The sequence below is a fragment of the Vibrio maritimus genome (genome assembly GCF_021441885.1).
GTDB classification, from domain to species: domain Bacteria; phylum Pseudomonadota; class Gammaproteobacteria; order Enterobacterales; family Vibrionaceae; genus Vibrio; species Vibrio maritimus_B.
On record NZ_CP090439.1, the window covers coordinates 1,020,593 to 1,034,739 of the forward strand.

The window sequence follows — 14,147 nt, forward strand, 5'->3', positions numbered from 1 at the left end:
TGAAATCATGAATTTCAATTACTGATATGCATAAAGAGAATATCAAAAGACCACCTTGCGGGGGCCTTTTTGTGAGCTTTAATCGGGTTATTTGTCAGCGCTTGGGTGTGCACCAAGTACTACCTCTTTCGCCTCATCATTGTTAAACATGGTGAAGTCATATTGCTCTACTTGCCATGTGTCGTAGCGGTCTAGGTAGATTTCCTTTGCATTTTGGTCTGTGTAGATAGTCCAAAGCGTCGGGAACACATCATCTGCGTACGGGTCCAGTTGGTCGTAGCCTGCGAATACTGATGCTCCGGCAGCTTTCAAGCTGTTTAGCGCTGAGGTGTTGTCAGTGACATTGCGTGCATACATATCTTCAATGACTTCTTTGGCGCGTAGGCGACGGTCGTAGGCACGAATTGTTGAGCCCGACTCCGTTTGCTCTTTATCCAGGTTTATATGGAAGCCAAACTCAGGGTCGTTAGACAGGTATTGCACGCTTGCAGCTTCTGTCACGTCACCGTGGTAAATCTTCACCTCACCTTTTACAAACTCGATGACTGCGCTGTCACCGCTCGCATCGGTAAGGTGGTAGTGTACAGGTGCTGCAATACACTCATTCTCGTGTCCTGGTAGGTCACAGACCTTGTCTTGGATAACGTCGATGTCATCTAGGTTGCTAACGACATCGGCAACAGATGCAAAGTTATCGACAGCGTAGTTTGGGAACTGAGAGGCTGCGACATCAGGCACGCCCGCACGGTCAGGTGCCATTTCAGTGTAATCGTTACCTAGGTATAGGATACGAGCAACCAAGCCATTTTCATTCATCGCTTCAGCAACCAGTTGAGGTGCGAATGACTTAATCTTTAGCGATGCATATTTGCTTTCTGTTTTGATGGATACCGCGGTATCACCATACTGATTAGCGATGCCTTTGCCAGCGCCGACAACGATGGCGTCATCGTGACCGAACCAGTCCATGGTTCTTACTGTTAGGCTTGCCTCTCCGTTGTTATAGATTGCTGATGTACATGCGACAGTATCGGCAACGTAACCGGCAGATAGGGTTGCAACGAGAGCTAGGCTAAGGACTGATTTGTTCATAATGACCTCACTTGGTGGAGTAGTTTGTTTCGTTGAGGTCATAGTAAGAGGAAATGGCGATTAGGTTAAATTAGCACCTTTAAGTATTGCTAATAGGCTTGTGTGAGGAGGAAGAGTAACGGATTTTAGTCTAGAGTTTTAACACCAATCGAAAACAACTGTCATAAACAACAAGGAAGTAGAATGAAGTCGTTACAGCAATGGCTAGGTGCATACGGAGAAAGCCACCAGAACAGCACCAACAGAAAAATACACAAAGTAGCTGTCCCCGGTATCTATTTATCGATCGTGGGACTCATATGGTGCATTCCTCATGTATCTCTTGGTGGCGTCGCCATTAACTGGGTGTGGCTGGTTATGCTCCCTGTGATGTTTTTTTACTTTAGGCTGTCTCGCTCGGTGTTTATTCAAATGTTGCTGTTTACCATAGCTTGTTTAGCCGTGATCACGTTTGCGGATAGGTTTGGTGTATCGATTCTCAATCTGTCGATAGGCTTGTTTGTCGTGCTGTGGATCATGCAATTCGTGGGACACAAAATCGAAGGTAAAAAGCCCTCGTTTTTCGACGATATCCAATTTCTTCTCATTGGCCCTATTTGGGTTTTCAGGCAAAAATAAACCCCTCTATAGAGGGGCTTAAGTGTTTCTATCAGATATCCCAGCTACAAGCGGCGGCTAGAATAAGCTGCCGTTCATTGAAAGGTGGACAAAGATGCTCGCGGCATAACCAATGGCGATCACAGGCATCCACTTTAAGTGGCCAAAGAAGGTGTATTTGCCGTGTGCGGCTCCCATTAACGCAACACCTGCCGCACTACCAACAGAGAGAAGGCTACCACCAACCCCTGCGGTAAGAGTAACCAACAACCAGTTCCCCATCGAGAGCTCAGGGCTCATAGTTAATACTGCAAACATGACCGGGATGTTATCGACGATAGCAGACAGAATACCCACCATCACGTTCGCCCAGATAGGATCCCATTGGGTATACATGATCTCTGAAACGACGCTGAGATAACCGAGCAAGCTTAAACCACCTACACACATGACTACCCCATAGAAGAAGAGTAGTGTGTCCCACTCTGCGTGAGATACACGTCTGAATACGTCAAATGGAACGATAGAACCAAGTGCTTTCAGTGCCGCTTCATCATTGTTGGCAATGGCGATTGCTTTCTTTTTAGCGATAGACGTCGGTAAGGTTTTGCGAAGGAAAAAGCCGAAGAACTGGAGATAAGCTAAGCCCATCATCATTCCCATTACAGGTGGGAAATGAAGCACAGCGTGGAACGCCACGGCGGTTGCGATGGTGAGAATAAACAGCCCAACAATCCTAAAGGCACCGCGTTTTAGTTCAACGTGTGTATGTACAGCGTCAGGTTTTGTCTTGGGCACAAAGAACGACATGATGACAGCAGGAACTAAGTAGTTAACGACTGAAGGCACAAACAGTGGCATAAATTCAGAGAATGCCACATGACCTGCTTGCCAAACCATCAAGGTAGTTATATCACCAAATGGACTAAATGCCCCGCCAGCGTTGGCCGCGACAACAATGTTGATACAGGCAATGTTAACGAACTTAAGGTTGCTACCACCTACCTTCATAACGACGGCACACATTAATAGCGCTGTGGTCAGGTTATCGGCAATGGGAGAGATAAAGAACGAAAGTATCCCGGTTATCCAAAATAGTGAGCGGAAATCAAAGCCTTTACCCACCATCCAAGATTGCAGAGCATCGAAAAGCCTCCGCTCTTCCATAGCTGATATATAGGTCATGGCGACTAATAGGAACAATAAGAGCTCGGCGTACTCAAGCAGGTTATGCTCTAGTGCGGACTTGGCAACCTCTATTTGTCCCATGTCTTTGTAAACAAAACCAATGAGTATCCAGATAAGACCGGCGGCAAGTAGGACAGGTTTTGACTTTCTGAGTTTTAAATACTCCTCCATCATAACGAGAGTGTAGGCGATACCGAAGATCAGTAATGAGGCGTAGCCCACTGTGGATTGGGTAAAGTTAAAAGCATCGTGTGATGCCCCGGAGGAAGCGAAACTAGAGGTGGCGAAAAAAAGGGATAGTAAAAGGGTCGGCCACCGACTTATTTTCTTCATGTTTTGATCCTTCAAAAGCTAAAAAAATCAGGCGCTAACAATTGCGATACGTTATTTTAATGGTATTTCAACATCTTCGTTGTGAGCTGACTCGAATCTGCCACATCGCGTACGGCTATTTTTTGTTAACGGTTCCATCTTTTGACAAGGCTTGATTAGCGCCTAATCTAAATAGAAGGTGTTAAATAAGCTTCAGAAGGAAGTGTCCAGCACCGCATACTATTCACTCTGTTCAAGGAGGATTTATGTGGAAAAAAGCGTCAAGCGCATTTGCGTTGCTAGTCGTTCTGTTTGTGTCGGTAACAGCAAGCGCCCAAGCATCACAGGATGTATTTGTCTGCGATAGCGCAAGCAAATCAAAGCTGCCATTTCCAGTTCTTGAGAGTGAGTGCCCAATTGGCGAAGGTTTGTGGGGGAATACTCAACCCGATGAATCGGACCAATCTTTTTGGATTCAGTGTGGATTCGTGAAGTCAGGTAGTTTGAGGTATGTACCTGCACACTTGGCTAAACAGGTGAGCAAATCTATTTGGTTAAAACCAGAGATGAAAGGCGATCGCTGTCTTATCGGGCCTTACCAGTCATTTGACGTGGCTAAACAAGAGCTTGCGAAACTGCGTTCGACACAAACCTATAAAGACGCTTTTATTCGCTCGACGTCAACTAAGCTGTCCACAAACGAGACGCAGCAAGTCGCTAAAACATCGCCATCATCTGATAACGAAGCCGTGAGCACAGTACTTGCTTCAACGCCCTATATGATTGCGGGTCAGCATAGTCACCAAGCTTGTTTGTGTTATTTTTAGTAAGCGCTAATGCCAAACGGCTTGAGTTTTTTAGGCAAAACACTGTCTAGGTTGTCGATATCTTCTGGGAACACTTCTATGAGGGGCAGGTCATGCTCTTCGTAAAGCGCGCGCGTTGATTCAATGGTTTTTGAGTCAATCGGTCCGTTGTCAGAGCCCCAGTATTGCAGATAAAGTTTGCCTTGAGGAAGATAGAAGTCGCTCACGACATCTTGCTCAATGGGCAGTTGTCTTTGATAAGCGTGAACGACGCCCGCCATATATAGCCAATTATCAATGAGCAATTCGCCTTTTGACTGGACATAGTGACCGTCGAGCGTCCTATGTTTCGCGGCGAATTTCTGTCGAAAACTTGAGAAAGATTTCTCTGTGGAATGCGATTCTGCATCCGCACCTTTAAACTCAAGCACACTCTGTTTGAGTCTATGGTTACGAGCCACAGCAGGATGCCACACCGCAAACTGAGTGTTGCTTTGCTTGTCGCGACGTTGCTGAGCACCGGCTCTCAAGCCCTGCATGGTCACAACCCAGTCGGATTCTTGTCGTTGGATCCAGCCAAGCTCACTGAGAAGCAAGTTGATCTTCTTTGCTGGAAGGTCGAAGCGCTCTCCGAGCTGAGTGGCTGTCAGTAATTTGTCGCTTTTAAGTGATTCATCCAAAACCAATTTGCTAGGCCAAACAATAAAACGACCATACTTTTCACTTTCTCTGTACTCGCCACCAAAGCGTGCACCCAAATCGGTCAACAGCCAACTTGAATCATGCCAAATGATGTACCCAACCTGTTTTAGCTCATTAAAAAGCGCTTTAGGTTCGAGTTGCCTCTGCTTTGCGAGGGCTGAGGTGGAAAGTTTATCGTGCATAGTCGTCTTATTTTTCTCTTTGCTTATCAAGAATGAGTTTACGAACCCACTTCCATCAGATTGAGTAGTTTCCTGGCTGCATCTTTAGGTGACGCTGCATGACTGATAGCAGAAACTATGGCGACACCGTGAACGCCTGTTGACGCTACAGCAGTGAGATTAGCTTCATTAATACCACCGATGGCAACGACTGGCAGCGCTGTTTTCTTAAGAGTGTCAGCCAAACCATCGAGACCCCAATGCGTCTTGGTATTGGTCTTAGTTGGAGTAGCGAAGATGGCACTGAGCCCGATGTAATCGATGGGTAGCGATTTCGCTTCTTCAAGCTGAGCTTCACTCTCGATAGACAAGCCCAAAATACGGTCATCACCGATGAGCTTGCGCGCTAGAGTAGCCGGCATATCCGTTTGACCTAAATGAACGCCTTCGGCTTCAACTGCTAATGCTACATCCACACGATCGTTGATAATGAGAGGAACTCCGGTACCTTCTAACACTTGCTTTACTGCCTTGGCTTTGCTGATGAAGGTGCGAATATCATGGTGTTTTTCTCGAAGCTGAACCATGGTGACGCCTCCCTCAACAGCTTGTTTAACCACTTGAAGGAGTATGTCTATGTCTTGGTTCTCATCCGTTACTAAATAGAGTCGGTAAGGATTTGGTGTCATAATGTCTGTTAGCGCTCGCGAAGGTTAAGGCGTGACTCGATATCTTCAGCGGTAATCTGGTAGAGACTATCAAGAAGGTTCATTTGTAATGAGCCTGGTCCTTGCGACTTCTCAGCAGCGATTTCGCCTGCGATACTAAATACTGCTGCTGCGGCAACACCACTTTTCTCGCCAATTGCGGCAAATGCACCAGTAACGGCAGAGAGCGAACATCCCATGCCTGTTACGTATGGCATCATCTCATGACCGTTGTTTAGGGCGATGGTGCTTTCTTTGGTAACGATGTAGTCGGTTTCTCCAGAGACAACGACGCTACACGCATAACTGTCGACCAAGGCACGAGCTGCACTTAGCGCGGCTTCGCTGGCATCGAGTGCATCAACGCCTTTGTTCTGCGATTTCTCACCTGCCATAGCGATGATTTCGGAAGCGTTACCACGAATAATCAGGCTGTCTGCAAGTTCAGCAAGCTGGCGAGCTGTTGAGGTGCGCAGTTTGGTCGCGCCGCAACCCACAGGGTCTAGAATGACTGGCTTGTTGTTCTCATTGGCTTGCTCTACGGCAAAGAACATTCCAGGACGCCATACGCTGTCTAGCGTACCAATGTTGATCACTAGCGCACCTGCGAACGACATCATCTCAGCCATTTCTTGTTTTGAGTGAGACATGATAGGGGAAGCACCAACGGCTAATAATGCATTGGCTGTGTTGTTCATGACCACGAAGTTAGTGATGTTCACTACCAGCGGTTTCTGTTCGCGGACTTTGTTTAGGGCACTGACGATTTGTTGTTGATTCATTCTATTCTCCAAAGGCTCATTCGAGCTTTTCAGCTTATCTACCCAAGCCACCGCTGAATCCGTCATCTTGAGGTCACTTAGGTATATTCATTGTACTGGGATATAAAAATAGTGCTAGCCAAGGTTAGGCTAGCACTGATCTGTGATGCTTTTATATAAGAGTTTGGTGAGAGGCTAGATCAGCCCATACAGAGAAAGTACCAGAATACCTAGAGTACAAGTTACGGTGGATAGTACAGTGGTCAACGCAATGATATTGGCAGCAAGTATCGAGTTGCCACCCATCGAGCGTGCCATCACATAGCTAGCAGCAGCAACCGGAGAGGCATTCATAAAGAACAGGATCCCTAGCTCGATACCACGAAATCCGGCTAGGAAAGCGGCGAGTGTAATCGCAAGTGGCGCCAGCACGAGCTTATAGCCACTGGCGATCCAAGTAGGCGCTTGCTCTTTTTTCATCGAGCTCAGGTCTAGCGAACCGCCTGTACAAAGGAGCGCGAGTGGCAGCGTCATCGTGGCAAAGTAGTTACCCGCATCCACAACGATAGTGGGAACAGGAATAGAGAGTAGGTACACAACCAAGCCCGCCAATATCGCAATGATTAATGGGTTTTTGGTGAGTGTGGTGAGCATGATCTTCCCTGCTGATGTGCCTGAATCAGCCCCTTTGGGGGTTAAGCAGATAACGGCTTGAACATTATAGATAAAGGTCGTTATTGCGACATACAAAGCGGCCAGGGCAATGCCTCTCTCGCCGTAGGCGTTGGCAACGTAAGCGATACCTATGATGCCAGTGTTGGCTCTAAATGCGCCTTGAATTATCACACCTCGGTCAGCGGATTTCTTGAATAAAGTACCGACAGAGAGGTAACTGAACAAGAAGAATAAGACACTAGCAATGACGCCAAAGGTGAGAAACTGCTTGGCTGAGGAAAAGTCGTGCTCTGAGGTCACGATACTCAGAAACAGCATGGTTGGAAGCGTGACTTTAAAGACGAGCTTAGATGCCACCTCGATAAAATTATCGTTGATAAGTCCAATACGTTTGAAGACGACGCCGAGAATAATCAGCAAGCAAATGGGACCGGTGATTGAAAGTGAAAACAACAACTGTTCTATCAATAGATCCATGATTTACTTCCATATTGTTAGGGGATAGGGGCAGAGTGATTATTTCACACCTTGTCATACAAATAAACGCAGATTGCAAAATAGAACGACCGTGCTAAATTGATGTCATACAGACGAAATCGATGATGGTGATTATGGGTAAAGGTCGGCTAACAAAAGATCATATTTTGATGAAGGCATTTGAAATAGCGAGCAGAGATGGGCTAGAAAGTCTGACCATCGGTGAGCTAGCTAAGCAATGCAACATGTCGAAGAGTGGTCTGTTTGCTCACTTTAACTCCAAAGTCAATCTGCAGGTTGCGGTTGTCGAGCATGCGGATACCACGTTTCAAGCTAGGGTGATCTCGCCAGCTCGTGAACACAATCATGAAATGGCTAAGCATAAACTCAAGCACCTTATCGACAATTGGATGAGCTGGAATCATTCGTTTCAGGGCAGTTGTATGTTCATCGATGCGTGGCGCGATAGCCAGCAAGATGAACTTCAACAAGCACTGAGGAAAGCCATTCACCGTTGGATCCACTATTTGACGATACAAATACAAAAGGGGATCGATAGCGGTGAATTCAGTTCGACACTAGACCCGCAACAAGCCGCGTTTGAGCTCTATGGGCATTACTTAAGTGCGCACGTTTTCTACTCGCTGGTGGGTGAGCAGGAGAGCAGTCAGCGATTTTGGACTAGCGTTGACACTTCCATGCAATCTTGGTCGATATCTCAATAACTCTTTTATATGGAACGGCAGCGTAAAACGCTAACTTAAAAAAGCACGGTCGTTCTAAATGTAAGCTCAACAATACAACTATCCGAGGATGACGAGGATAATAAGGACAGTCAGTCATGAGTGATAAAATCTACTTCAATACATCGAAGAAATTCAGTTTCAAGAAGAAAATGGTGAACCTTACTACTCGAGCTCACCATAAACTTGCGCCAAATCATGCGAAACGCACCGCTAAGAAACTGCTTCTAACCCCAGTTCGTTCAAAGCCGAAGAATGCAGAGCCGAAAGGTTTAATCATCTCGGAAGTGAGTACCTCTGAGGGTGTACTTAAGACTTATCGCGTGGGTACAGGGCCGGTTTGGTTGCTAACACATGGCTGGTCTGGGACAGCGAGCCAGTTCTTTCCGCTTATGGAGCATATCGCCAGCAAAGGTTATACCGCTCTTGCATACGACCACCCGGCTCACGGACAAAGTGAAGGTGCTTACGGACATATTCCAGCCTTCGTTGGCGGCTTGGAAGGATTGCTGGATAGTGAAGAAGAAGTGGCGGGTTTAGTTGGTCACAGTATGGGAACGGCGGCTGCGATTGAATGTAAACATGCCAAGCTTCAAGACAAGCCACTGCTACTTATTGCGCCGGTTCTCGATTACCTCGATAACCTTTTTGGTAGCGTAGCGCGTTCAGGGTACTCGATGCGACTGTTTGAAGCAGTCGTAGATGATATTCAAAACCAGTATCACTATCCAATTACTTCAATTGATCCATACAACAAGTTAGGTCGCCGAACGGCACCAACCATGATCGTACATGACGAAAAAGACCGATTCACAAAATACTCAGTGTCAGAAAAAGCAGCAAAAGAAATGCCTTTAGTTACGCTGATCACGACGCAAGGTCAAGGACACGGTCGAGTCATGCACAGTGATGAAGCGAAAGCGGCGTTTGACACGCTAACGTCATAATCTTCAACGATTTGATCAAGGTTACGTTTATGTATCCATAATGTTGATGTGGTTAACGAATTGATAGATTCGTATTATGTAAATGGTTGGGTATGTGGGATCATATTCTGGTCCCACTTACATCCGTGCTGAGTGTTGGGTTCTTGTCTCAAAACAAATTACTATATCGAGTCAAAACTCACGGTAGTTATCTACTTTCAGTAGGTTATTGATCAATATCTTAGTGATGTTTGTGGTTTCAAGGGCGCTCATCTTGAGCTAGCCCCTCAAGGGAGCATCCGCCCATTGACTAAAGGAAGCCATAATAATGAATAGAAACGATAGTGTCCCCTTACCCTCCAATACCCGAGAATGGTTTTTTAACCGCAACAGCCTAATCATTCTTGCTGATATTGTTCTGTTTTACGTGCTCTACACCACCCTGCCTTTTGAGCCTAATGTTGTGCTTGGCATTAGTATTTTAACGTTTATCGCTGTGCTCTGGCTCACGGAAGCTTTACACGTTACCGTCACGGCGGTTCTGGTGCCCGTCATAGCGGTATTGTTTAATGTTTTTGATACCCAGACTGCATTGAATAACTTTGCCAACTCAATCATTTTTTTATTCCTTGGTGGCTTTGCCCTAGCGGCAGCGATGCACAGGCAAGGGTTAGACAAGGTGGTCGCAGATAAAGTGTTGGTTATGGCAAAAGGTCGTATGAGCGTTGCCGTGTTTATGCTTTTTGGCGTGACTGCATTGCTGTCGATGTGGATCAGCAATACCGCAACCGCAGCTATGATGTTACCCCTTGTACTTGGTGTACTGAGTAAAGTGAATGAAGAAAGTGGTCACAACACTTACGTGTTTGTGTTACTTGGTATTGCTTATAGCGCCAGCATCGGTGGTATTGCGACTATGGTTGGTAGCCCGCCAAACGCGATTGCTGCAGCCGAAATTGGTATGACATTTACGGACTGGATGGCATTTGGCTTGCCTACCGCGTTTATCTTGTTACCGATAGCTTTAGCCGTGCTCTTCTTTGTGCTTAAGCCAAAGCTCGATGGTGAGTTTGAAATCAATCATGAACCAGTGAGTTGGGACAAGGGTAAAGTTGTTACCTTGCTAATTTTTGGCTTAACCGTGTTCTTCTGGATCTTTAGTAAGCCAATCAATGCCATGCTAGGTGGCTATGCTAAGTTCGACACCATTGTCGCACTAGGCGCGATTGTCGCCGTTAACTTTGCCCGCGTGGTTCACTGGAAAGATATCGAGAAAACCGCGGACTGGGGCGTCTTGCTGCTATTCGGTGGTGGTATCTGTCTTAGCAATGTATTGAAAGCGACGGGAACAAGTGTGTTCTTGGCGAATGAGTTGAGCGAGTTAATCTCTCAATTTAGCATGTTGTTCATTATCTTGGTGATTGCCGCTTTCGTCGTGTTCCTAACTGAGTTTGCGAGTAATACCGCGAGTGCCGCCCTGTTAATCCCCGTGTTTGCTAGCGTTGCAGAAGCCTTTGGTATGTCACCTGTGATTCTATCGGTGCTTATCGCCGTTGCGGCGTCATGTGCGTTTATGTTGCCAGTAGCGACACCTCCAAACGCGATCGTGTTTGCTTCGGGTCATATTAAGCAGCAAGAGATGATGCGAATCGGCATCTTACTTAACATTGCTTGTATCGGCGCGTTAACCCTGATTGCTGTGACTTTCTGGGCTTAACGTTCTAAAAATATCGATAAAAAAATTGCCCCCAGTTACTGTGATAGGTAGCTGGGGGCTTTTAATTTGATCGTTCTATAGGAATAAAGGGCGTACTTTTTCTAAGATGATATCCGCACCACAAGGTGAGAGGTGGATGCCATCACTTTGATAAAGTTCGGCATAACCATGACTTGTCGCGTGTTCTTCAAAGGCGATAAAGGCATCGACAACCTCAAGCTTGTATGGGCCATGACCATACATCGCCTTAAGCTTTTCACTATGTTGACGACTTAGCGTCTTCACTGATTGTCTCAGTGTTTCCACCGTTTCTGAACTGTTGCCAAACATAGGTAGTGACCCAATTGGATCGACGGCACTAGTGATGATTAGAATCGGTTTAATACCATGGTGCTGTGCCTGAGCAATCATACTATTTAGATTACTAGCCACGACACTGATGTCTGTCCCCCAGTTCAGGTCATTGAGTCCCCCGAACAGCACGAAAGCATCTGGTTTAGCATCAATTACTTGTAGCTCGAAGCGGCTTAGCATGCCAGTGGTGGTATCTCCAGGTACGCCGCGATTGATAAACTCGATATCCGACAATTCTTTGGCGAGTTTGCACGACCAGTTGTCACCTTGAGGTAGACCCCAGCCAGCCGTCAAACTGTCGCCAAGCAATACAACTTTTTTCATTTTCTAGTCTCTTACAAGATCGAAAAAGCCGCTCATTAGAGCGGCTTACACAATACGCTAGTGTTTAGTTTTTGCTTACGTACTCTTTAAAGCGAGCCTTGGTCTCGGCATCTGCTTTGTTGTACCAGAAGATAAGCATCTCTTCTGCCGTGTTGTCTGATGCAGCGACAGGTGCTTCTGCAGGAAGTGTCGTAGGTTGTGCTGCAGTCGTTGCCACAGCTGCTGGAGCCGCCGCTACGGCAACCGTGCCTGCAGCAGCGATAGCCGCTACGCCGCCTTTGCGGTTATAGTCTTCTGCTTCGCGGTTGTAGTCACGACCGATCTGCATGCCATCTTTGATGAGTTGGTCTTGAACCACAACAATCTCTTTACCGTTTTCATCGGTAAGTGACCATTCTAAGTTGTCGATATTTTTCTCGGCTTGACGAGCATCGCGATAGGTTGGGACATTGAGAGTGAGCTTAGCATCGGTTGCATCAAACTTAGCGATGATAGCTTTACTAGAGATAACTTTGCGCTCGTCACGGTTGATATCGAAGTAAGGCTCATATTTGAATACAATTTGGTTAACGCCATCTGGCAAGGTTGCTGTCTCTGCAGATGAGAAAAAACCTTTAGAGTCAGTCTGTGGATCCGCAGCGTTAACAGAGAGTAGGTCTACGTTTTCTGGAAGTGCAATAGTTACCTCAGCCATTGCAACCGTGCTGCAACCAACAAGTAACGCAGCAGCAATCAGATTCGATGCTTTCATTATTATTTCCCTAGCAGAATATGTTATTCAGATTAGCCTAGCTTGCCTAGGTTACGGTGTGTTTGCAATCACGTATGTTACTTTCCGTTTAATTTTCATCAAAAACTGACACAAAAGCCTGTGAATTGAAGCAGATAGTGATTGCCCTAGTAACGCCATATTAGGTCGACAATTATCGGAACACTATGAATATATGTCATTTTTTGAAGATTGTAGTTGATGCATTCGCGTCTGGTTGCAACTGCGCTCACATTTATTTGCTATTTGGATACTTTGAACCCTTAAACTGACGCTTGTTTGATATTAACTGGCAATTTCTATGCGATTTTCGAATAGGTTGTTTTTGCCATAGAAATTGAATCTAGTAGCATCGCCCTCCGAAGCGAGAATCGCTAGTCAAGCACTGTATAGCCCAACGCAGTATCTAGAGGGGCTTGTTGAATGGAATCGTAGTGCGCATACAACTATTAGTTATTGTACTTAAAGAGATTTCATTTGAAGACGTCAAAAACTCCGCTGTCTATGGTTATGGCTGCGCTATTGTCTGTATCCACGGCTGTTTGTGCAACAGAGCCGGTTGTTTCGGTTGAAGAGCCTTCTGTTAAAGAGCCTTCGGCAGAAAAGCCAAACAATGACCCTCAGATCAAAGCTAAAGACGACATAGCTGCACCCAAAGCCGCAAATAGTGACGTGACGCCTTCAGAAAACGAGCAGGATTCCGAAGCGCTTCCTGACCGTAAATTTGCAGCCTTTCCCGTGCCTATTACCGATGATGCTCTGGGTGTTGGCTTAGGTGTGAACGCCATGTATATCCATGATAGAGAGGAAGGGGCAACGAACCCGTCTACCAGTATGTTTTACGGTCAATATACCGATTCAGATAGTGGAATGGCGATCGTTGGTCACGAACACGTATTTGCTCACGACGCTTGGCGAGCAGGCTTCTACGCGGGACATTTTAGTCTAAACCTCAAATATACAGGTCGCATTGGAGCAAAACTTCCTAAAGCGGCTCAGTATGCGTCATATTCAAACTTCGTTTATGGTGAAGTTCGCAAGCAGATCGTTAATGACCTCTACTTTGGTGTTCAAGGACTTTGGAGTGGTGGTGACGCCAGTCTAAACGAAAAAACGGACCCTGAAATCAAAAAAGCCTTCGAGAATGCCATGAGCGGGAGCAACCACGCGGTAGGTTTCTTGATGACGTATGACTCACGCGACAACATGATGGGTGCCACTCAAGGACTCAATGTCGATTTAAGCACGCTTCATTACTCAAAAGATAAAAAAACCGGTAAGCCTTTCCACCGTTTAGATGCCGAAGTAAGCCAATATTTTCCGATTGGAGATGATGTCTTTGCTTATCGTGTGATTGGTAAAGAGATGATTGGTGATACACCAGAATATGAGTTTGTGACGCCTGACCTACGCGGGGCGGATTGGAACAAGTATCGTGGCAACTCAATGTATCAGGCGGAAGTCGAATACCGTCATAAGTTCTCTACGCTCTGGAGTGGTGTTGCTTTTGCTGGGGCTGCAGTGGTCCAAAATGATGACCGCCAGGTTAATCGCGCTGTTCAAACCGAGGTGATTCCGTCAGCAGGTATTGGTGTTAGGTATTTACTGAATGCCAAAGAACGTTTTACGATTGGTGTAGACGCGGCAGTGTCAAAAATGGGGAATACCAGCTTCTATATTCGATTTGGTGAAGCTTTCTAACTATCGAATGCGAGCAATGGCGAGAAGGGTTAAATTGTCATTGTGAATGAATGAGTTGACGTTATTTGTGGTGCTTATAATTAAGTGCAATTTATGTGCTATTGTTTTACGATAGAACGCAATTAATCAATTAAT

At 46.0% G+C, this 14,147-nt stretch carries 14 protein-coding genes; 6 read left to right on the top strand and 8 right to left on the bottom strand.

Annotated elements, in window-relative coordinates; genetic code table 11:
* Positions 1–87: 87 nt before the first annotated feature.
* The gene (locus tag LY387_RS21020) at positions 88–1,092 is read right to left on the bottom strand and encodes a linear amide C-N hydrolase (RefSeq protein ID WP_234496174.1); all 1,005 of its coding nucleotides are present in this window, start codon (positions 1,090–1,092) and stop codon (positions 88–90) included.
* Between the two features lie 183 nt (positions 1,093–1,275).
* Here LY387_RS21020 and LY387_RS21025 point away from each other — a divergent pair, with 183 nt between their 5' ends.
* Positions 1,276–1,710 (top strand): DUF962 domain-containing protein, encoded by a 435-nt coding sequence (locus LY387_RS21025; protein ID WP_234496175.1) that lies wholly within the window; start codon positions 1,276–1,278, stop codon positions 1,708–1,710.
* Between the two features lie 57 nt (positions 1,711–1,767).
* On the opposite strand, the gene nhaD is transcribed toward LY387_RS21025, so the two are convergent.
* Positions 1,768–3,210, bottom strand: a complete 1,443-nt coding sequence (nhaD, locus tag LY387_RS21030; RefSeq protein ID WP_234496176.1) for a sodium:proton antiporter NhaD — start codon at positions 3,208–3,210, stop codon at positions 1,768–1,770.
* A gap of 245 nt (positions 3,211–3,455) precedes the next feature.
* Between nhaD and LY387_RS21035 the strand changes: the two genes are divergently transcribed.
* Positions 3,456–4,016 (top strand): SPOR domain-containing protein, encoded by a 561-nt coding sequence (locus tag LY387_RS21035; RefSeq protein ID WP_234496177.1) that lies wholly within the window; start codon positions 3,456–3,458, stop codon positions 4,014–4,016.
* Here LY387_RS21035 and LY387_RS21040 read toward each other — a convergent pair.
* From LY387_RS21040 to LY387_RS21055, 4 genes are all read right to left on the bottom strand, one after another.
* Positions 4,013–4,879, bottom strand: coding sequence for a glycerol kinase (locus tag LY387_RS21040; RefSeq protein WP_234496178.1), 867 nt, complete (start codon positions 4,877–4,879; stop codon positions 4,013–4,015). The two genes, LY387_RS21035 and LY387_RS21040, sit on opposite strands and share 4 nt — an antisense overlap.
* Positions 4,880–4,917: 38 nt before the next feature.
* Positions 4,918–5,547, bottom strand: coding sequence for a thiamine phosphate synthase (gene thiE, locus LY387_RS21045; RefSeq protein ID WP_234496179.1), 630 nt, complete (start codon positions 5,545–5,547; stop codon positions 4,918–4,920).
* A gap of 8 nt (positions 5,548–5,555) precedes the next feature.
* On the bottom strand, positions 5,556–6,347 hold the full coding sequence (gene thiM / locus LY387_RS21050) for a hydroxyethylthiazole kinase (protein ID WP_234496180.1): 792 nt from the start codon (positions 6,345–6,347) through the stop codon (positions 5,556–5,558).
* 174 nt (positions 6,348–6,521) lie between these two features.
* Positions 6,522–7,478, bottom strand: a complete 957-nt coding sequence (locus LY387_RS21055) for an AEC family transporter (protein ID WP_234496181.1) — start codon at positions 7,476–7,478, stop codon at positions 6,522–6,524.
* Between the two features lie 134 nt (positions 7,479–7,612).
* On the opposite strand from LY387_RS21055, the gene LY387_RS21060 reads away from it, so the two are divergent.
* From LY387_RS21060 to LY387_RS21070, 3 genes are all read left to right on the top strand, one after another.
* On the top strand, positions 7,613–8,203 hold the full coding sequence (locus LY387_RS21060) for a TetR/AcrR family transcriptional regulator (RefSeq protein ID WP_234497805.1): 591 nt from the start codon (positions 7,613–7,615) through the stop codon (positions 8,201–8,203).
* Positions 8,204–8,319: 116 nt separating this feature from the next.
* Positions 8,320–9,168, top strand: a complete 849-nt coding sequence (locus LY387_RS21065; RefSeq protein WP_042469718.1) for an alpha/beta fold hydrolase — start codon at positions 8,320–8,322, stop codon at positions 9,166–9,168.
* A 307-nt stretch (positions 9,169–9,475) separates the two neighbouring features.
* Positions 9,476–10,864, top strand: coding sequence for an SLC13 family permease (locus LY387_RS21070; protein ID WP_234496182.1), 1,389 nt, complete (start codon positions 9,476–9,478; stop codon positions 10,862–10,864).
* A gap of 75 nt (positions 10,865–10,939) precedes the next feature.
* Here LY387_RS21070 and LY387_RS21075 read toward each other — a convergent pair whose 3' ends face one another.
* Together LY387_RS21075 and LY387_RS21080 are read right to left on the bottom strand one after the other, a co-directional pair.
* Entirely contained in the window at positions 10,940–11,542 is a 603-nt protein-coding gene (locus tag LY387_RS21075; protein WP_234496183.1) for a GDSL-type esterase/lipase family protein, read from the bottom strand.
* A gap of 64 nt (positions 11,543–11,606) precedes the next feature.
* Positions 11,607–12,293 carry a DUF2057 family protein gene (locus LY387_RS21080; RefSeq protein ID WP_042469722.1) on the bottom strand — a complete coding sequence of 229 codons (687 nt, stop codon included), beginning with the start codon at positions 12,291–12,293 and terminating at the stop codon, positions 11,607–11,609.
* 495 nt (positions 12,294–12,788) lie between these two features.
* Here LY387_RS21080 and LY387_RS21085 point away from each other — a divergent pair, with 495 nt between their 5' ends.
* Complete coding sequence (locus tag LY387_RS21085; RefSeq protein ID WP_234496184.1) at positions 12,789–14,012, top strand: outer membrane protein assembly factor; 1,224 nt, start codon at positions 12,789–12,791, stop codon at positions 14,010–14,012.
* Positions 14,013–14,147 lie beyond the last annotated feature (135 nt).